Source organism: Rugosimonospora acidiphila (assembly GCF_039543385.1).
GTDB lineage: Bacteria > Actinomycetota > Actinomycetes > Mycobacteriales > Micromonosporaceae > Rugosimonospora > Rugosimonospora acidiphila.
Map to the genome: position 1 here is coordinate 203550 of NZ_BAABJQ010000008.1, position 19615 is coordinate 223164.

Genomic DNA, 19615 nt, shown 5'->3' on the forward strand with positions numbered 1-19615 from the left:
CCGAATGCCGGCCGTGCTAGTGGCGGTACCGCCCCGTTTAGGTAGTATTCTCGCCATCGACGAGACCCGGTGCGAACCACTGCGGGTGGGCGTGCTTGCCTACCCGGGATGCTTCGCCGCAGGCACCTTCGCGCTGCACGATCTGCTGTTGGTAGCCAACCGGGTGGCCGCCTCGGCCCGCCAGCCCCAGCCATTCCAACCGGCCATCCTCGTGGCCCGGCCCGAACGACGGATCACGGCCGCGGGCGATGTCGTGATCACACCGACGGCGGCGCCCACCACCTGTGACCTACTCGTGGTGCCAGGGTTCGACCTCGTACCCGAAGCCGACATCGACGCGATCCTCGCCGGCCTGAAGCCCGAACTCCGGCTGATCCGGCGGCTGCGCCGGTCCGGGAGCGGACTGGCGTCGGCGTGTGGGGGAGCGTTCCTGCTGGCCGAGGCCGGCGTGCTGGATGGCCGCAGGGCGACCACCTCCTGGCTGTTCGCCTCGGCCTTCGCCGAGCGCTATCCGGCTGTCCGGCTCGAGGCGGACCGGATGCTGGTCACCGACGGGCCGGTGACCACCGCCGCCGCCTTCAGCGCCTCGCACGACCTGGCCCTGCAGATAATCCGCCGCTGCACCGGTGAGGGGATCGCCCGGCGCACGGCGCGGGTAACCCTCGTCCCCGACAACCGGACCAGCCAAGCGCCCTATATCGACTCAACCGCTCACCTCGCAGCTGACGAGTTCGCCGAAGACGTCAGGCGTTGGTTGGCCGCCCGGCTCGCCGACCCCTACCAGCTCGGCCGTCTCGCGGCGGCCTTCCACGTGAGTACCCGTACGGTGCTGCGCCGCTTCACCCAAGCGTGCGGCCAATCGCCCCTCGAGCATCTCCAGGACCTGCGGGTCGCGCACGCCAAGCACGTGCTGGAGACCGGGGCAAGCGTTCACCAGGCGATGCACGCCGTCGGATACTCGGACCCGGGAACTTTCCGCCGGCTCTTCGCCGGCCGGGTAGGTCAGACGCCTGCCGCCTACCGACGGGCGTTCGCGACCACGGGCCACGATCCGTCCGTACAGAACGGATCCTCGCAACCCCGGGTGTAGGAGAGGACCCACCGGTGCTGCGGGCGCGACCAGCCGGCGCCGTCGCGGTGGGCGCCGCGGGCGATCCGGCGAGTGTCGGCGATCCGGTGGTGTCGCCGGTTCGGCGGGGCCGGGCGTCGATTCGACACCCCCATCTTCGACGGCTACACCTCCACCGACCAGATCGCCTCACCGGGCGCCGTGTTCCTCAACCCGCGCCGGCTAGGGGGTCCGGAGGAGTTCGCGTCGTTCGCCGCGTACGCAGTCGAGAACGGCTACGTCAACGCGTCCGCGCCGCGCCTCGACGCCGGTACCGCATCCCCCTGTGACGCGACGCCGGCGCCGCGAAGACCGGCCCGCTCGTCCGGACCCTCACCGAGTCTGGACGTGGCCGGTCCCCGCCGCGCGGCCGGAAGCTCCGTCGGTCATATCACTTCTGAGCTGGGTTGCCTTGAGCGAGGCGGGAGAGGTGCTCCCATTTCTCCAGTCCGGCGAGCCGGCCGGCGTACTCGGTTCGCAGCGCCTCGAGTCCGTTGATGCCGAACAGCACCCGCAGCGGCGGATTCGGGGCATCGGCGAGTGCGAGGATCGCTTGGGCGGTGGCGGCGGGGTCTCCGGGGACGAACCCGGCCGCGCCTGCGTAGAGGGCTTCGCGGGCATGTGCGTATGCGGGGTCTGGCGTGGACTGTGGTGAGGCGGCGGCCAGGCCGGTGGGGAACATGATCGGTTCGATCAGGGTCACGTGGATGTCATAGGCGGCGACCTCAGCGGCCAGCGACTGGCTCATCGCTTCGAGTGCCCATTTCGACGCCTGGTAGATGCCCAATGCCGGATAGGCAACCAGGCCCCCAAGGGAGGAAACCTGCATGATCCGGCCCTGGCGACGCTGACGCATGCCGGGCAGCACGGCCTTGGTGGTCCACAGCGAGCCGAAGTAGTTGACGTCCATTTGCGCGCGGGCCTGATCGGCGCTGACTTCCTCGACCGCCCCGTGGAGCATGTGCCCGGCATTGTTGACCAGCAGGTCGATACCACCGAAGTGCTGCTCGACCCTATTGACTGCGGCGTCGACGGCAGCGCGGTCGGTGACGTCCAGTTCGAGCGCGAGTACCCGGTCGCCGTAGCGGTCGGTCAGCGCTTTCAGCGTCGCGGCGTCGCGGGCTGTGGCGGCGAGGTTGTCGCCGCGTTCCAGGATGGCTTCGGCCCAATGGGCGCCGAGCCCGCGGGACGCGCCGGTGAGGAACCAGGTGGACATAGTGCTGCTCCCAAGATCGGTCGGATCGTTCGTGATCCAGCCTGCGGGTCTTCCCGGCGGCTTTGGCAGAGTGAGCTTCACTCTGCCAAAGCGGGTATATGGGTGCGTATATTGTAAAAATGGATGCCCCTCTGCTAGCAGAGTTCCTGAAGATTCGCCGGAACGCATTGAGCCCCGGCGAGGTCGGCCTCCCGGCGGCCGGCCGGCGACGGACCCCCGGCCTACGGCGCGAAGAGGTCGCCGCTCTGGCCGGGATCTCGACCGACTACTACACCCGGCTCGAGCAGCAACGGGCGACCGCCGTGCCATCCGAGCCGGTCCTCCGTTCGCTGACCCGCGCGTTACGGCTGAGCCGAGACGAGCGTGACCACCTCTACCGGCTGGCTGGTCACCGTATTCCCGAACGCCACACTGACGACCGGCATGTCGCCGCGGCATTGCTCAGTGTCCTCGACGCGCTGACCGACATCCCGGCTCAGGTCATGACCGATCTCGGCGAGACCCTCGTACAGAACAACTTGGCGCGTGCCGTCTTCGGTCCTCACACTGGAAACATTGGCCCGGAGGCGAGTTTCATCTACCGCTGGTTCCGTGAGCCCGCCGCACGAGCCGGCTACCCCGTCGAGGACTACGCCGCGGAGTCCCGCGCACTGGTCGCCGATCTGCGTGCCGCGGTGACGCGCCGCGGTGATGCTCCCGCCCAGGCGCTGGTCTCACGCCTACTGGCCGAAAGTCCCGAATTCGCTGCGCTCTGGAAGCTGCACGACGTCGCCGAGCTGCGCCGGCGCTACAAAAGGATCTGGCATCCCGAAGTCGGGCTGCTCGAATTCGACTGCCAGTTCCTCCTCGACGAGCAACGCTCGCACCTCCTTGCCGTCTTCTCGCCGATGCCAGGAACCCCGACCACCGAGCGGCTCACGCTACTGGCCCTGGCGCACGATCCACTGGGCATCACGACACGATGAACGCCGGCCCGAGCCGGTCGTAGCGCTACGACCGTCGCCGTCACCGATCCTGCGGTCAACCCCGGTGAGCACGTCCTGGACCAGGACAGGCAGCCGAATTTCGGGTCACGCGCTCTTTCATCGGCTGGGCGCCCAGGGGAGGACTTCTCCATTGCGGACGAGTTCGCCGTAGTGGCTGGGTTTGACTGGCTGGAGGGCTAGGTCCAGCAGCGCGACGGCGGCGTGGGCGGGGCTGGGGGCGGTGCTGACGTCCCACCACAAGGCGGAGGTGGGGGTGTTCATCATTCCGGGGCAGGCGGACGCGAGCAGGATGCCGCGTGCGGTGTCGTCTTCGCGTCGCTGCCGGGCCAGGGTACGCACGGCGGCGACCTGGCCGATCTTGGAGGGGATGTTCACGAACCCGGGCCAGGCACCGGCGCGGGCGCTGCCGTCCTTGACGGCATCGCGCCAGGCGGCGACCTGCTTGTCCACGTCATCCAGTGACGCCAGACGATCGAAGTGGTCGTGCAGCACGGGCGCCAGATAGTGCAGGGTGCCCAGCGAACTGGCCACGACAATCAGCCTGCCGTGGTCGCGCAGCAACGGGGCGAAGGCGCGCAGCACGCGCGTGGTGCCGAAATTGTTCACTTCGGCGTACGCCTCGACGATCGCCCGGGGGTCGTCGTCGGGACCGACCCGCATGACGGCGTTGTTGAACACGATGTCGACGCCGCCGTGGCGTTCCTTCAGCCGTGTCGCGAGCTGACTGGCGGCCTCGGGGTCAGCGACGTCGAGGATCTCTCCCCGGACCTGGGCGCCGCCACCGGGCATGGCCTCGACGGCCTGGGCGACGCGTTCTGTGTCGCGTCCGGTGAGATAGACGGTGTCCGCGGGGCCGAGACGGTCCACGAGCCCTTCGACCAGAGCCAGGCCCAGTCCCTGAGTGGCTCCGCTGACCAGGGCGATTTTCGGTGTGGTGGTCATGTTCTTCCTTGTCGTTGGGCGGCGGTTCAGGCTGCGGCGAGCAGGGTTTCGGACAGCGTCCACAGGCGCTGGGCATTGTCCGGGTCTAGGGCATAGCGGGCCACGCCGTGCAGGGTTGCGCTGCGGCGCTCGACCGTCTCGGCGCGGTCGCGGACGGGCAGGGTGATCTCGGCACCGGTGGCGGCCAGGGCGCGCGCGGTCTCCAGGCCGAGGCCCGAGGGTGCGCCGGTCACCACCGCGCGCCGGCCGGTCAGATCGATGCCCGCAGCTACGTCGGCCACGGTGCTGGCGAAACCGAAGGATGTTTCGATCAAGCTCATACCAGCCACGCTAGGCAGCCGAAGGGTATGTCACCAACGAGAATCTCTCAACTGTGGTATGCGTATATGTCATGGCCTTCACCGACGCTTCCCTCACCGCGCTGCGGGTGTTCCGGGAGGTGGCCGAGCGCGGTACGCTCACCGCCGCGGCAACCGCGCTCGGGTACACGCAGTCTGCGGTCTCCAGGCAGATCGCGTCGTTGGAGCGGGCGGCGGGCACGCCGCTGCTGGAGCGGCGCCACGACGGGGTACGGCTCACCCCCGCCGGGCGGATCGTGGTGCGCCGCGCGGCCACCGTGATCGACCAGGTTGATGCCACGGCTCGGGATTTGGCGGGTCTGCCCGAGGAGCACGGCATCGTACGGCTCGGCTGGTTCGCCAGCGCGGGGGCGTGGCTGCTGCCCCGCGCGTTGGCCGAACTGCGCAGGACCCATCCGGCGATCACTGTGATCACCCGCGAGGGCAGCACGCCGGCGCTGGTGCGGGCGCTGCGCGCCGGCACCCTGGACCTGGCGGTGCTGGCGTCGGCGCCGCCGTACCGCCCCCTCGACACCGAAACGCCCCCGCTGGAACTGCACACGCTTGCCGAGCGCAGCCTGCGCGTCGCCGTGCCCGACACGCACCCGCTGGCCCGCGGTGAGTTCATCGACATCGCCGACCTGCGCGGCCAGCGCTGGATCGCCGACCCGGGCGATCGGCAGGCGATGGGGGTGTGGCCCGGCGTGGATGAGCGGCCGCAGATCGCGCACACCGCCCGTGACTGGCTGGCCAAACTGCATCTGGTGGCCGCGGGCTGTGGCATCACCACCGTACCTACCGCGCTCGCGTCCGTGATGCCGCCCGGGGTGCGGATCCTGCCGGTCCGCGGCGGGCCGCGAGAACAGCGACGCATCCTGCTCGCCCGACTCTCTCGGCCCGTACCGGAGCCTGTCGCCCGCCTCGCCGCCGCCCTTCGCGCCATCGCGATCGAGACGGACACCTCGGCGTAAGCGGCGCCGAGGGAGCAGGCGTCACGGCAAGAGCGGTGGCTTGCGAATGCTCCATGCGACAGGGCAGTCAGCTGGCGCGATCCGTCCACGCCAGCCGCGGTTTCGGGTTCGACGGTACGACAGTTCAATAGCCACGAACATCGATCGTCCTGCGGTCGCCTCGGCGCGGGTCGAGCAGGTTGATGAGCTTGCGCGCCCTGACCGCCTCGGTGCTGCCTCTCGTCGCGGCGGACCGTCGGTCTGCCGGACATCGGATTACTACGTGGGCCGAAATCGCGGCAACGACGTCCGGGAGGCCACCGTGCGGCTCGTCGTCCGGCTTCAGCCCGAGCAGGTAGAGCGCTACCAATAGCCGCACGTGGACGGTGGCCCGCGGTACTTGAGCGGCTGGCGCGCCGCAACTCACGAACCGCTGGCTCTGCGAGCGTGACGGGCTGCTGTTCGCCTGCGACGAGTAGCGGTGGCACCGACCTCGCAGCGGACCTGGCGGTGGTCACCGCGGATCCGGTTGCGCGCGAGTGGTGGGCGCTGACGGCGAGTGGAGGAGGAGAAAGTGCTGGTCGATGCGCACCACCAGGTGTGTGACCTCGCCGTGCGGCCGCAGCCATGGACCGATGCGCTGCCGGCGCCGCGCTGGTCGTTCGGCACGGACGAGCCGCGCACGCGGCCGCGGGCCGCCGGGGTCGACGCGACCGTTGACGTGCGGACCGTGATGGTCTACCTCGGCCGGCTCTTCACCCAGCACGTCGGGCTGGCTCCGATGAACTTCCTGGCGCGTACGCGGGCCGAGCGCGCCGCCTTGCTGCTGACGCACTCGACCCTGCCGGCCGCCCAGGTCGGCGCCGCGGTCGGCTGGGCCGACCCGACCTACTTCGCGCGCCGCTTCCGGGCGCTGGTAGGGCTTACGCCGAGCGAGTACCGGCAGCGCAGTCGGGTCGTCCCGAGCGAGGAGTAACACCACTCCAGCTACCACCTGAATCGACGGCGTCACGAGGTCGATCCGGAGGCGGCGACCACATTTCCGTGTAGCTGTCGCGCGCGGCGCGGTGACCTGTCCGGCCATGCTGCCCGCGGTTGAAGGTTTGCCCATCCGGTCCCGGCTGCCGGCGGTACGCTGAAGTTAGGCGTTGACGCGCATGCGGCCGAGAGCGGCGATCCAGGTGGCGCAGGTCTGCCGCGTCCAGGCGGTGGGGTCGGCGGCCCAGGATGCTCGACAGCCAGCCGACGTCCGACCCCGACAGGTCGGACCGGATGCCGCCACGCAGCAGGGACTCCGCAGCGGCGGCCTGCGCCGTCACCAACTGGTTACGGCCGCTCACCTGATCATCGTTATGGCGGCGTTCTTCGACGCCTCTCTGCACGAGTATTCGGGCGGAGGGCAGGGTCGTTTGTCCTGCCGGGCTCGCCAGCGCGGGCCGGCCTAGAGAGGAATCCATGATGGCCACCGACCTCAACCGCTGCGACGCGACCGAACTCGCCGAGTTGATCCGCACCAGGAGGGCTTCCTCCGTTGAAGTGGTTCAGGCGCACCTTGACCGTATCGAGGCCACCAATCCGAGGATCAACGCGATCGTCACGCTCGCCGATGGTGCACTGGAGGCCGCGAGGGCGGCGGATGAGCAACTCGCGGCGGGCGGGGAGGTGGGGCCGCTGCACGGCGTGCCCTTCACGGTCAAGGATTCGTTCGACACCGCCGGGGTGCGCACCCAGCGCGGGTCGCCGATCTTCGCGGGGCGGGTCCCGGACACGGACGCCACCAGCGTGGCGCGCATGAAACGCGCCGGTGCGATCCTCCTGGCGAAGACGAATCTTCCGGAGTTCGCGTACTGGATCGAGTCCGACAACCTGCTGACGGGTAGGACGAACAATCCCTGGGATCTCGACCGCAGCTCCGGCGGTTCCAGCGGCGGGGAGTCCGCGGCGATCGCGGCGGGGATGTCGCCGCTCGGTCTGGGAAGCGACCTGTCCATCTCGTTACGCGGGCCGGCGGCCGACACCGGTATCGCGGCCCTCAAGGCGACGCACGGGCGCATCCCGATGACGGGGGTCTGGCCGCGGGCGCCGCGCCGCGACTGGCACGCCGGTCCGATGGCCCGCACCATCCGCGATCTCGCACTGGCGTACTCATTGCTGTCCGGTCCTGACGGCGCCGACGGCTTCTCCACCGTCCCGCGCGAGTTCGACACCGGCCTGGGCGCCTCGCCGGACCGGCCCGTCCGCCTCGGCTGGCTGGTCGACTCGGGACTCGGTCCGGTCGACCCGGAGGTCGCGGCAACTGTTCAGGCGGCCGCCGACGCCCTGCAGGCAGCAGGGGTGCAGGTCGAGCCCGTGAACATCCCAGCTCTTGAACGGGACAACCCTCTCCAACTGTTCACCCTGCAGCACGTCATGGAGCTGAAACCGGCGATGCGGGAGGCCACCGCGGGCCACGAGGACCAGATGTTCACGTACTCGAAGACGATGCTCTCCACACCCGACACGTCCGTGCAGGACTACGTCATGGCCGAGCAGGGCATCGAGCGGCTCCGGGACGGCTTCGCCGAGTACTTCCAGCGGTACGACGCGCTGCTGCTCCCGGTGACGACGATCCCCGCGCACGCGCACCAGCTCGGGCAGTTCACCCTCGACGGCCAGACGGTGGAAGCCTTCCACGTGTCGTCGACGACCGTCCCGTTCAACCTGACGGGACTGCCGGCCCTGTCCATGCGGTTCGGCACCAGCAGCGACGGAATGCCGATCGCCGTGCAGGTCGCCGCCGACTGGCATGCGGAGTCGACGATCCTGTATCTCGCCTCGCTGCTGGAGTCGCTGAGCCCGGTCCGCGACCAGCACCCAGCCCTTCGACAGCTGGAGGAGGTCTCACGCGGGGCGCCTCGACGCCGTGCTGGCGCGTGATGGACGGGTGGGCGAGCCGAGACCGTGGTGTGCGCTCGGCCAGCGCGCGCCGCAGGCATGCCCGGATCGATCCGGGCATTGAGCGTCGGTGGCCCCACCGACCTGGTCGCTCGGTTTAGCCGCTCGTCCCGCCGGGTAGGCCTCCGCAGACCCGTGTCGCACCCTGGGCGGGAGATCCCCATGTCGCGTCAGGAACTCACCCTGGAATCGGTGGAGGTCCGGTCGGTCTGCGTCCCGCTCAAGCGCCCGGTCGTGTCGAAGGTCGGCGTGTACCGCGAATGGCCGCTGATCCTCATCGATCTCCGTACGGCCGAGGGCGTCGTCGGCCGCGCCTATCTCGAGCCATACCTGACGCGGTCGCTGAAGTACCTTGTGAACGCGATCGAGGACCTGGCCGCGGGCCGGACGGGCAAGCCGATCAGGCCGCTGGACGACTTCTCGGAGTCCCGCAAGCTGCTCAACATTGTCGGGTACGAGGGGGTCGCGATGATCGCGATCGCCGGCCTGGACATGGCCGCGTGGGATGCCCTCGCCAAGGCCGCGGACTTGCCGCTGGCCCGGTTCCTGGGCGGCACGATCGGCCCCGTACCCGCATATAACAGCAACGGATTGTGGCTGACAGATGTCTCGCGGCTGGGACGCGAGGCGGTCGAGTTGGTCGACGAGGGCGGGTTCACAGCGATCAAGCTGCGCCTGGGCCGCGATCGACTGGACGACGACCTGCGCGCGCTCGACGCGGTACGCGCGGCGGTGGGGCCGGCCGTCGACCTGATGGTGGACTTCAACCAAGGGCTGTCGCTCGCTGCCGCGCTGCGCTGGTGTCACGCGCTCGATGACCGTGGGCTGTGTTGGTTCGAGGAGCCGGTCGCGTACAACGACCTGCGCGGTGCCGCGCAGCTCGCCGGAGAGCTGTCCACCCCGGTCCAGCTGGGCGAGAATTTCTACGGTCCCCGGGAGCTGTGGCGGGCCGTCGATGCCGGCGCGTGCGATCTGGTGATGCTCGACCTCATGCGCATCGGCGGCGTCTCCGGGTGGCTGCGCGCCGCGCCGGCCGCGGCCGCCGCTGGGATCCAGGTGTCCAGCCACCTTTACCCCGAGGTGTCGGCGCACCTGCTACGAGTGACCGAGACCGCGCATTGGTTGGAGTGGGAGGACTGGGCGTACCCGATCCTCGCCGAGCCGTTCGACCTCGACGAGGGCCGGCTCATCGTCCCCGACCGTGCGGGCTGCGGGATCGAGTGGGACGAGCAGGCTGTGCGCAGGTTCCAACTCGCGCTCTAGCGAGCAAGAGATCAGAATCGTTGGCTCGATGGAATCGCGCAGCGTTCAGCGGGACTGGTTGACCAGCTATCTCGGGTGCGATGCGCGGCTCCGACAGCTAGGTCGGCATCTCTCCGGTCTCTGCCAGCTGCTGGGCGACATCGGCGAGCTTGCGGTTCAGCCGTTGGGATACGCGGCGCAGCAGGTCGAAGGCGTCACCGGCGGACAGTCGTTGGCGTTCCATCAGGATACCTTTGGCCTGCCCGATGACATCACGCGTACTCAATCCTCGATGCAGGGCGGCCTCGCGACGCTCGACTTCGTCGCGGCGGTGTGCCATGGCCACGGCCACGGCCATGTACGCGGCCAGGATCGACGCGAACTCCTGGTCCTCATCACTGAACGCACCAGGTGCCGTCCCGTAGAGAGTGAACGCACCGAGCGCCGACCACTGCGCCGACCGATGGACAAATAGGCCATGGCACAGAGCACTGGCCATACCGAGCTGAGCCGCGGCGGCGGCCAGGACCGGCCAGCGTGGTGAATTGGCCAGATCGGATACGGAGACGGGGCCTTCGCCTCGCATCGCTTCCGGGCCGGGGCCAAGGCCGGTCCCGAACTGGAGGTCGTCGAGTTCGGCGGCGACCGCGTCGCTGGCCACGGTATCGATGACGGCGCCATGGCGGTACAGCGTGACACTGGCACCGCCGCATCCGGTCACGGTGTCGACGGTGAACTTCACCACCTGCGCGAGCGCGTCGCGCGGATCCTCGGTGCCGAACAGCTGCTGGGCGAGAGGGGCGAAGCTGGCAAGCAACATCGGCCCGTACTCCCGCGGACCCCAGCTCGCGGCGGCGCGGCCACGATCCTGCGCGGCGGCACGCCGGCTGGCCGCGGCACGCTGCCGCTGCCGCTGCTCGTCGGCGCGTACGTTCTGGTCTGTCGCCGGTCCCCGGTTATCCGGCAGGCGCACCGCCCTGACTCGACGGCCGGTCGATCGGGGCTGGTCGAGACGACGCTCGCGCTCCAGCAACTCGTGCTCGCGACCGTCGGCCAGACGCTCGCGTAGCTCGGCGGCCTCGTCGCGCTGGTCGGCGACCGTGTCCCGGTCGTCGGCCTGACGGTCGCGTTCGGCGGCGACAAAGTCCCGCCGATCGCCCAACCAGGCGCGTTCCTCGGCATCGGCGGTCTGTTCCGCGTTTCGGTGCATCGCGGCGCGCTCGTTCCCGGCGACGCGGCGGGTAGCGCGCGAGCGAACCCGCAGGGCCGCCTGCCTCGTCCGGTCCAACTCGGCCTCGGCACGCCGCACGGCAGCCTCGGCGCGGCGCAGCGCCGTCTGGGTCGCGGCCACCTCAGCCTCATCGTCGGCCTCGCCAGCCGGTGCGTCCTGCACCGGCCGGTCGGCCTCCCGCCGGTCCAGCCCGTGTTCCTGGCGATCAGCCAGGCGTTCCCGCTCGTCGGCCAGCATCTCCCGCTCGTCGGCTAGCCGTTCCCGCTCGTCGGCCAGCCGCTCTCGCTCGTCTGCGCCGGCTTCCCACAGATCAGCCCGCCGCATTCGTTCCTCCACCGGAACCCCAGCCCGCGGCAACGCCGCCTGCCCTTCCGCCTCGCCCAACCGAATCCCCTCCGGCCTCGTTACTCCCCGCCTCATACGCCAGAAGCGGCTCCAATCCCAGCAGGCCGAATATCAGCGCCGGCACACCTCGCAATCCGTCGACCTGCAACTGCCGGCCGCGGCACTTCGCGGCCGCCCAGGCGGTCACGATCAAGCCTATGCTGTGGGCATCAATGAAGCGTAGGCCCGACAAGTCCAACACAATTGTCGCGGTCGCCTCCGACTCGGCGACCTTCATCAGCAGCTGGCGCAGCTCCCCGGCCGTCGACAGATCGAAATCGCCCACCAACTGGATCACGATGGCGCCCCCGACATACCGCTGCGACCAACTAGGCCGACCGGGCCTCCGCACTAGGGCACGGGCACCATTACCAAATATTTCGGACACCAGCCATCTCCCTACGGAGCGTCGGCTGGGTCATCAACCTCGTACCATTCTCGCCCCAACAGGACACCGTGGCAACTCGGCGTGTCTCAGGATTCGTGATCGGCCCATGACGCACCGTCCTTCTCGGGCGTCCCCGCCAGCACGCCCTAGGCGTGGTGGCGGGGTTCCTTCGTCGTTGGGGCTGGTTTCGGAAGCGGTGATGTGGCAGCGGCAGGCCGGCGCGCGGCGTGATCGCGAGCAGGGCGCCGGGCGGCGCCGCAACACAACAGTGCCAGGTCCGAAGCAGCGCCATCTGTCGATGGCCCCGGTGCGTAGCTGCCGATGCCCAGTACCGGCGGCGCATCGACACGGCTCCACCCGTACAGCGGACGCCCATCACTGGCTGCGTGTGCATAATGACGCCATGTTCATTGAGACGATCCCCGAGCACGCCGCGACCGGGGCGACCGCCGAGTACTACCGACAGCAACGCGACTCGTGGGGCTTCCTACCCAACTACGCCGGCGCCTTTGGTCAGCGGCCGGACGTGGCCCAGGCCTGGAACGCGCTCAACCTTGCCGTCCGCGGCGGAATGGACCGCCGACGGTTTGAACTGGCCACCATCGCGGCGGCGCGGGCCCTGCGTTCGACGTACTGCACCACAGCCCACTCGAAGTTCCTCCGCGACGTCTGCGGCGACGAAACCTCGCTGCATCGCATCGCCCAGGCTCCGTCCGGCGAGACCCTCGATGAGCAGGATCGCGCCGTTTACCGCTTCGCCGCGAAGGTCGCGACGGACGCTGCGTCAGTGGAGCAGGACGATATCGATCAGCTCCGTGGTGTGGGGCTGTCGGATGCCGACATCGCCGACGTGGTGTATGCGGCGGCCGCCCGATGCTTCTTCACCCGGGTACTCGACGGCCTCGGCGCGCAGCTCGACGTGCAGATCGCTGAAGCCATTGACCCGGAACTCTACGCCTCGATGGTCGTCGGCCGTCAGGCCGCCCAGGAATAGCTGGCGCGCACGAAGTCTGTACCCGGCCACCATGTTCTCGGCCCCCGAGACGATCCCCGTCGCCCCGTAGTCGCTGTCCCGTGCCGGCAGGTCGTGAGCGACGGTCACATCGACCGGGAAGGCTCGGCGTGCGCACGACACACAGACCGGCGCCGCCCGCGAACGTCTGGGCAACGAGATCCGGAACACGGAGGACGTTCGGGGCCCCGGTCGATGGGTGGACGAGATCGCCTATTCCGCCGAGGTTCATCGTCTGCTTGTAATGTCATCATCCTCGTTTTCGAATCGATCTATTCGATGGTCTTCGAGCTACCTCGCTCGGACTGGGCGTGGCGAGGCAGCTCTCTGCCCCGTCCACTCTGCTGAGTCGAGGTTTCTATGAGGTTGATGGCACTGGGTCATCGGAGTATGAGACCGCTGTTGGTGGGCGTCGCCGCCCTGTCCACACTGGCGTTCCTACCGAACGCCGCGTACGCGAGCGGCAGCCAGTCGGCGCCGGTCACCGGCGGACTTCCCCTGGTCAACACGGCCGAGAAGATCGGTCCGGGGATCAACCTGCAGCACGTGAAGGCGCTCGACCAGAAGGGCTGGTACGACGCGCAGTTCCTGACCGTGGACCTGTCCAACAGTGCGGTCAGCACGGACCTGCTGACTTCGGGACCGGTCGCGTCCGGCGGGCCGCTGAGCGTGTCCGCCAACAAGGCCGGCGCCGTCGCCGGGGTCAACGGCGAGTTCTTCGACATCGGCAACTCCAATGCGGCCCTCGGCGGCGAAGTCCAGGACGGGCAGCTGCTGAAGAGCGCCGACATCGGCGGCCGCCAGCACGTCGGCGTCAGTGATGACGGCATCGCCCAACTCGTGGACCTCACGGTCAACGCGACAGCGAACTTCGCGGGTACGGACCACAAGGTTCTGTCAATCAACGCCGCGGACGGCGGTGGGGCTCCGACGGACGGCCTGATCGCGTACACGTCCGCGTGGGGCGACTACAGCCGAAACCGCGCCCTGACCGGGGTGGCCAACAGCCAGATCGCCGAGGTCCTGGTCGAAAACGGCAAGGTGGTGTCGGTCACCCCGAACGGCCCCGCGGGCTCGGGGACGATCCCGGACGCCGGCTTCGTACTGGTCGGTCGCGACGCCGCGGCGATCGCGATCCGCGCGCTGCACCCCGGCGACCCGGTGACACTCAGCTACGCGCTCGCCGACAACGTCGCCAAGACGATGAAATTCGCGCTGGGTGACGGCGGGACCATCGTTTCGGGCGGCAAGGTCGTCGGCGGCCTGGACACCTCGATCGCTCCGCGCACCGCGCTCGGCTTCAAGGACGGCGGCCACACGCTCGTGCTCGCCACCTGGGACGGTCCGGGCGGCACCGGCAACGGCGGCGTCGGCATCGACGAGGAGGCTCGTGACCTCGCCGCCATGGGCGTGCAAACCGCGGTCAACCTCGACGGTGGTGGCTCGACCACGATGGTCGCCCGCGCGCTCGGCGAGGACGACGCGACCGTCCGGAACGTGCCGTCCGACGGCAGTGAGCGCAGCGACCCGAACGGCGTCGGCGTGTTCGTCGCGAAGGGCGACGGCAAGCTGCACCAGCTGCTCGTCAAGCTGGCGCCGGGTGCGGCGTCGGCCGATGGTGGCGTGAAGATCTTCCCCGGGCTGCACCGTGCGCTCGTGGCGGAGGGCGTTGACAACCACGACACGCCGATAACCGTCGACCCGAAGACCGTGCACTGGACCGCGACCGGTGCCTCCATCAAGGGCGGCACGCTCACGGCCCCGGCCAAGCCTCACGGTCCGATCACCGTCAAGGCGCAGGTGCGTAACCAGTCGGCGCAGGAGAAGGTCACTGTCCTCGACCCGGTCAACAGCGTTGAGCTGTCGTCCCAGCGTTTGTCGATTGCCGACGCGACGCCGGACGACGCGGTCAGCATCAACGTGACCGGCCGCGACGACCAGGGCTACACGGCTCCGATCGACCCGCATGACCTCTCGCTCGACTACGACCACAGCGTCGTCGACATCCAGCCCGTGGACGGCCAGCTGAAGATCACCCCGCTCACCAACGCGGGTACGATCCTGACGGTCACGGTCGGCGGCAAGTCGGTCAAGCTTCCGATCACGATCGGCGTGCAGACCGCAACGGTCTACGACTTCAACGACGACGTGCTCGCCCGCTGGCGCAACAACAGCACGGCGGCCACGACGTTCTCCACGGACCCCGACGGTTTGCGGATCGACTTCAACGCGATGCGCAACGTGGGCATCTCGGCCGCCTCGGCGGCCCAACGGGTCCCGGTGCCCGGCCAGCCGCTGCGTGTGCGGTTGCGCCTCAAGTCGAGCATCAGCGTGCCCAGCGGTCTGACCTACATCAATTACGTCGACGCGAATGGTAAGAGCAACGGCGTCTACGGCACCGGCCTGACCGCGAGCAGTGACTGGCAGTACGCGACGTGGACGCTGCCGGCCAACACGGCGTTCCCGATCGCGATCCAGAGTTTCCAGGGCATCAACACCAGCGTCGCCCAGCAGAAGGCGGGCACGTTCGTCCTGGACCGTTTCGAGGCCGACGTCCCGACGTCGATCGACCTGCCCGCTTCGCCCCCACTGCAGGCCGACCCGCTGGTCTCGGACGACGGCTCGCTGCCCAACGGGCCCGGCACGTGGAAGTTCGCCACGCTGTCGGACGTGCAGTTCACCGCCGACAACCCGGCGCTGTCCCAGGTCGCGACGGCCGCCATCCAGCGGATCCGCGCGACTAAGCCGGATCTGATCGTCCTGAACGGTGACATTACCGACCGTGGCCTGCCGCAGGACCTCGCGCTGGCCCGCCAGGTGCTCACCGACGCCGGGTGCGACCTGATCCCCGTGGGTCAGGAGCCGGCGGAGTACAGCACGCCGGACCCGAAGGCGGGGTCGATCCCGTGCTACTACGTGCCGGGCAACCACGAGTCCTACGGTCTGAACAATGTGCAGTCGGACCTGACGAACTTCACCAATGAGTTCGGCCAGCCGTACCGGACGTTCGACCACAAGGGCACCCGGTTCATTTTGCTCGCCAGTTCCCTCGGGACGTTGCACGGTACGGCGTGGGATCAGCTGCCGATGATGCAGAAGGCGCTCGCCGACGCCGAGAAGGATCCGTCGGTGAAGAACGTCATGGTGTTCGCCCATCACCCGGTGGACGACCCGGACGCGGCGAAGTCGAGCCAGCTCGGTGATCGTGACGAGGTGTCGCTGATCGAGAAGATGCTCACGGACTTCCGTGACTCCACGGGCAAGGGCGCCGCGATGGTCGGTTCCCACGCCCAGATCGCCAACGTCCACCGGGTCGAGGGTGTCCCGTACACGGTGCTGCCGTCCTCGGGCAAGGACCCGTACGGCACGCCGGACCGCGGCGGCTTCACCGGGTGGGTCGACTGGTCGGTCGACTCGCAGCGCAACGCCAGCCAGCAGTGGATCGAGGCCGACGTGCGCGCTTTCGCGCAGTCCATCACACTCACCACCCCGGACTCGGTCCGGTTGGGCAAGACCGCACAGCTGTCGGGCAGCATCGTGCAGCCGGAGGGCGTGTCGACCGGTACTCGGGTGGTGCCGCTGCAGTACCCGATGTCGGTCGACTGGCGTGGCTCGTCGAACCTGGCGATCGGCAGCGGTAAGGCGGCCATCAACGCGGCCCGCGACCACGGCAAGGTCGCGATCCTCGACCCGCAGACCCGGACGCTGACCGCGCTGCGGCCCGGCACGGTGACCGTGTCGGTGACGAACGACTCGATGCGCCCCTACACCGACGCCAGCTCACTGGCGCCGATCACGGCCTCGAAGGCCATCAGGGTCGTGCGTTGACGGGTTGCGGAAGGACGGCGATCAACGGAGCGACCCGCCACGGCGGATCGTTTCCCGTGCCGACAGGGGGCCCGGCCTGGTGGCCGGGCCCCCTCGCGCATGGTGGCGGTCGCTACCCGCATCAGAGCCCGAGTCAGTCTTGGCGGTTGGCTGTCGTCGGTTGGGCGGCTGCGAACAGCGCTTGCAGAGCGTCGAAGGACTGAAGGAGATGGGCCTCCAGGCCTGGTGAGGGGTCATCGATCCAGGCTTGGGCCGCGTGATGGAAGGTGGCCCAGCCGGTCTGGGCGGTCAGATCGGCCAGCCGGTCGGGAATACCGCGTCCGCGAAGGGCCTCTGCGACGGCGTCTGCCATCGCAGCCGCTTTGGCCAGGTCGCGTTCGCGCAGCGCCGGTGTCGCGGCGATGAGTTCCAGTCGCGGCTCGGAGAACGGGCGGTTGTCCTCGAGGATCCGGGCAGCCTTGCTGAAGGCGTGCAGCAGGACCTGGACCGGTCGCAGGCCGTCGGGCGCCTCGGCTACGTACCGGGTCAATGCGGCGCGCAGGTCGGCCTCGCCGTCAAAGAGCACCTCGCGCTTATCGGGGAAGTGCCGGAAGAACGTGCGTTCGTTGACGCCGGCCCGTGCGGCAATGTCGGCCGCGGTGGTCTGGTCGAACCCGCGTTCTCGATATAGGTCTAGGGCCGCCTGCTGCAGGCGGCGGCGCGCTTGGGCTCCGCTTCGTGGCACCCGTTGAGGTTAGCGCGATTTGTCAGTGACCGGCGTTACGTTGCGCCAGATACTGGCGCTACGCGTATAGTCAGTGACTGGCGCTAAGAAGCGCCAGTCACTGGCGTAAAACGGGAGATCACTCATGCATGTCTTCGTCACCGGCGGTTCCGGCCAGACCGGCCCCGCTGTCGTCGCCGAGCTGATCGCCGCCGGGCACACCGTCACCGGCCTGGCCCGTTCGGATGCCGCCGCCGCACGGCTCGAAGCGCTGGGCGCAACGCCGCACCGCGGCTGTCTGGACGACCACGACAGCCTGCGCCTCGGGGTCGAGGCCGAAGCCGTGGACGGCGTCCTGCACCTGGCCTACGGTGGCGACTTCGCCGACACCGACGATATGAAGCGGCGCGACACGGGCGCGATCGAGACACTCGGCCGTGTACTCGAAGGCTCGGACAAACCGCTGGTCATCACGTCAGGCACGCTCGTCATGCCCCCGAACAGGGTGAGTACCGAGAAGGACGAGCCCGTCGCGGACGGAATCGCCAGCTTCCGAGTCGCCGGCGAACGGGCCTGCCTCGCCTTCGCCGACCGGGGCGTACGCGCGAGCGTTGTCCGCCTCGCCCCCACCGTGCACGGCCCCAACGAGCCAGCCCATGCCTTCATCGGCAACCTCGTTGCCACCGCCCGCCGAACCGGCAAGGCGGTCTACGTCGGCGACGGCACCAACCGGTGGCCCGCGGTGAACCGGCTCGACGCGGCCGTCCTGTTCCGCCTGGCCCTGGAGAAGGCACCCGCCGGCAGCGTGCTGCACGGCGTGGGCGAGACCGGCGTCGACTTCAGGAGCATCGCCGAGACCATCGGCCGGGGCCTCGGCGTGCCCGCCGTCTCGCTGACTCCGGACGAGGCCGTCGCACACTTCGTCAACCCGTTCATGGCCACCATCTACGGCTTCGACGCGCCCGCCTCCAGCACCTACACCCAGGAGTTGCTCGGCTGGTCACCCACCCACTGGACCCTGCTCGAAGACCTGGAGCACGGCGACTACCTCGTTCCGCGGGCCACCTGAGCACCGGCACCGATCCGAGACCCCGGACGCGCTGACCGCGGCGCTGATTCCCGTGCGTGAACGGGAGAGCATCAGCGCACCAACTCTTTCAGGCACTTCAGCAGAGTGGCGGGTTGGTGGAGGACGCCGTGGTCCTGCCCTTCGAGCGAGAGATAGCGAGCGCTCGGCACGGCCCGCGCCACCTCCTCTGCCGCAGTCATGAGCCACGGGAAGGTGTTCGACCCGGCGATCACCAACGTCGGGACCTGGATGCCCGCCAACCGGCCAGCGGGCACCGGGCAGCCCGGCTCGAACAGCGCGTAGTCGTAGGGCAGGCTGTGCGCCAGACGGGCGAGGAAGCCCCACATGTCGCTCTGGCGCATGCCATCGACCAGCTCGAATGGCAGGCCGATCACCTCAGTCTGGAAGAGCATGACGGCGCCGTCCCGGTCGCCCGCCTTGACCAGGCGAGCCAGGCGCTCGGCGACGTCTGGGGCTGGCCGCGGCCGGGAACCCTCCGGGATGAACGGTGGCTCGTAGGCCGCCACGTTCTCCACCGGCAGACGCCGGCTGGCGGCCTCCAAGGCGAGCACCGCCCCCGACGAGTGGCCCACCAGCGACGCCGCGCCACCAACGTGGTCGATGACCGCTTGCAGATCCTCTATCTCCCGGTCGACTGAGTAGTCGACACTTTCATCCCCGCTGTCGCCGCGTCCTCGACGGTCGTAGGTCACCGCCTGGTAGTAGGGGGCGAGCACCTGAGCCAGGCCGGTGGTCGTTGTCCGGTCGTTGAACGCGCCGCCGATCAGCACGACCGGCCGGCCGTTGCCGGCGACCTCCAGTGCGATCGAGGTGCCATCGGCCGACCGCACCTGCTCAACAGATGTGTTCATACCGCTCTACTCCTTGGTGTCGCTCGACTGCTTGTGCCGAGGCGGATCTCGCCTCGCACTCTCAAGTCGGAGCTGTTCCCCCCGACTCGACATCGAGCTCGCGGTTTTTTGGGAACCACAGAGTGCGCTATTCGTGACAGCAGCGGACCATTGGCCCATGTCGGCGACGGCACTGGCCACCTGGCGACGGCGTGCATGCCGACCAGCGGGTAGCTGCGGGTGGAGTGCGTCTGGGCGTTGGCCGTCACCAGCGCCGAGCAGACCGGGGCCCGCATTGACAACGGCGGCGAACATGGGCGCATGCGGACCGACGAGGTCAAGCTGCTCGATGGCGAAAAGATCCGGTGGGAGGGGCGCCCGGTCGCCCACCAGGTGTGGCGCCTGTACGACCGGCGGGCCATCGCGAGCTACG

At 69.1% G+C, this 19615-nt stretch carries 17 protein-coding genes; 10 read left to right on the plus strand and 7 right to left on the minus strand.

From position 1 onward, the window contains the following. Positions 1–4 precede the first annotated feature (4 nt). Positions 5–1090 carry a GlxA family transcriptional regulator gene (locus ABEA87_RS16525; protein WP_345630489.1) on the plus strand — a complete coding sequence of 362 codons (1086 nt, stop codon included), beginning with the start codon at positions 5–7 and terminating at the stop codon, positions 1088–1090. Positions 1091–1499: 409 nt separating this feature from the next. On the opposite strand, the gene ABEA87_RS16530 is transcribed toward ABEA87_RS16525, so the two are convergent. Continuing rightward, the gene (locus ABEA87_RS16530) at positions 1500–2324 is read right to left on the minus strand and encodes an SDR family NAD(P)-dependent oxidoreductase (protein ID WP_345630491.1); all 825 of its coding nucleotides are present in this window, start codon (positions 2322–2324) and stop codon (positions 1500–1502) included. A gap of 119 nt (positions 2325–2443) precedes the next feature. Here ABEA87_RS16530 and ABEA87_RS16535 point away from each other — a divergent pair, with 119 nt between their 5' ends. Beyond that, positions 2444–3289: a helix-turn-helix transcriptional regulator gene (locus ABEA87_RS16535; protein WP_345630493.1), complete on the plus strand. Its 846-nt coding sequence runs from the start codon at positions 2444–2446 to the stop codon at positions 3287–3289. Between the two features lie 117 nt (positions 3290–3406). Here ABEA87_RS16535 and ABEA87_RS16540 read toward each other — a convergent pair whose 3' ends face one another. Further along, entirely contained in the window at positions 3407–4252 is an 846-nt protein-coding gene (locus ABEA87_RS16540; RefSeq protein WP_345630494.1) for an SDR family NAD(P)-dependent oxidoreductase, read from the minus strand. Positions 4253–4278: 26 nt separating this feature from the next. Next, complete coding sequence (locus tag ABEA87_RS16545; protein ID WP_345630496.1) at positions 4279–4572, minus strand: SDR family NAD(P)-dependent oxidoreductase; 294 nt, start codon at positions 4570–4572, stop codon at positions 4279–4281. 71 nt (positions 4573–4643) lie between these two features. Between ABEA87_RS16545 and ABEA87_RS16550 the strand changes: the two genes are divergently transcribed. The 5 genes from ABEA87_RS16550 (at position 4644) to ABEA87_RS16565 (ending at position 9737) form a co-directional block, all read left to right on the plus strand. Continuing rightward, positions 4644–5561 (plus strand): LysR family transcriptional regulator, encoded by a 918-nt coding sequence (locus ABEA87_RS16550; RefSeq protein ID WP_345630497.1) that lies wholly within the window; start codon positions 4644–4646, stop codon positions 5559–5561. A 553-nt stretch (positions 5562–6114) separates the two neighbouring features. Continuing rightward, on the plus strand, positions 6115–6516 hold the full coding sequence (locus ABEA87_RS16555; RefSeq protein WP_345630500.1) for a helix-turn-helix transcriptional regulator: 402 nt from the start codon (positions 6115–6117) through the stop codon (positions 6514–6516). Positions 6517–6697: 181 nt separating this feature from the next. Beyond that, positions 6698–6985 carry an NACHT N-terminal helical domain 7-containing protein gene (locus ABEA87_RS42640; RefSeq protein WP_425570896.1) on the plus strand — a complete coding sequence of 96 codons (288 nt, stop codon included), beginning with the start codon at positions 6698–6700 and terminating at the stop codon, positions 6983–6985. A 13-nt stretch (positions 6986–6998) separates the two neighbouring features. Further along, positions 6999–8456 carry an amidase gene (locus tag ABEA87_RS16560; RefSeq protein WP_345630502.1) on the plus strand — a complete coding sequence of 486 codons (1458 nt, stop codon included), beginning with the start codon at positions 6999–7001 and terminating at the stop codon, positions 8454–8456. 180 nt (positions 8457–8636) lie between these two features. After that, positions 8637–9737 carry an enolase C-terminal domain-like protein gene (locus ABEA87_RS16565; protein ID WP_345630504.1) on the plus strand — a complete coding sequence of 367 codons (1101 nt, stop codon included), beginning with the start codon at positions 8637–8639 and terminating at the stop codon, positions 9735–9737. A 97-nt stretch (positions 9738–9834) separates the two neighbouring features. Here ABEA87_RS16565 and ABEA87_RS16570 read toward each other — a convergent pair whose 3' ends face one another. Together ABEA87_RS16570 and ABEA87_RS16575 are read right to left on the minus strand one after the other, a co-directional pair. Beyond that, positions 9835–11271, minus strand: a complete 1437-nt coding sequence (locus tag ABEA87_RS16570) for an ANTAR domain-containing protein (protein WP_345630506.1) — start codon at positions 11269–11271, stop codon at positions 9835–9837. Next, on the minus strand, positions 11258–11629 hold the full coding sequence (locus tag ABEA87_RS16575; protein WP_345630508.1) for an STAS domain-containing protein: 372 nt from the start codon (positions 11627–11629) through the stop codon (positions 11258–11260). The genes ABEA87_RS16570 and ABEA87_RS16575 overlap by 14 nt, the downstream gene beginning before the upstream one ends. Positions 11630–12122: 493 nt before the next feature. On the opposite strand from ABEA87_RS16575, the gene ABEA87_RS16580 reads away from it, so the two are divergent. After that, positions 12123–12713 (plus strand): carboxymuconolactone decarboxylase family protein, encoded by a 591-nt coding sequence (locus tag ABEA87_RS16580; RefSeq protein WP_345630510.1) that lies wholly within the window; start codon positions 12123–12125, stop codon positions 12711–12713. A 408-nt stretch (positions 12714–13121) separates the two neighbouring features. After that, complete coding sequence (locus ABEA87_RS16585) at positions 13122–16559, plus strand: phosphodiester glycosidase family protein (RefSeq protein WP_345630512.1); 3438 nt, start codon at positions 13122–13124, stop codon at positions 16557–16559. 133 nt (positions 16560–16692) lie between these two features. On the opposite strand, the gene ABEA87_RS16590 is transcribed toward ABEA87_RS16585, so the two are convergent. Beyond that, on the minus strand, positions 16693–17283 hold the full coding sequence (locus ABEA87_RS16590) for a TetR family transcriptional regulator (protein WP_345630514.1): 591 nt from the start codon (positions 17281–17283) through the stop codon (positions 16693–16695). Positions 17284–17407: 124 nt separating this feature from the next. On the opposite strand from ABEA87_RS16590, the gene ABEA87_RS16595 reads away from it, so the two are divergent. After that, on the plus strand, positions 17408–18331 hold the full coding sequence (locus ABEA87_RS16595) for an SDR family oxidoreductase (protein ID WP_345630515.1): 924 nt from the start codon (positions 17408–17410) through the stop codon (positions 18329–18331). A gap of 71 nt (positions 18332–18402) precedes the next feature. Here the strand turns inward: ABEA87_RS16595 and ABEA87_RS16600 are convergent, their stop codons facing one another. Then, a complete protein-coding gene (locus tag ABEA87_RS16600) occupies positions 18403–19182 on the minus strand; it encodes an alpha/beta fold hydrolase (RefSeq protein WP_345630517.1) in 780 nt (259 codons plus the stop codon). Between the last annotated feature and the right edge of the window lie 433 nt (positions 19183–19615).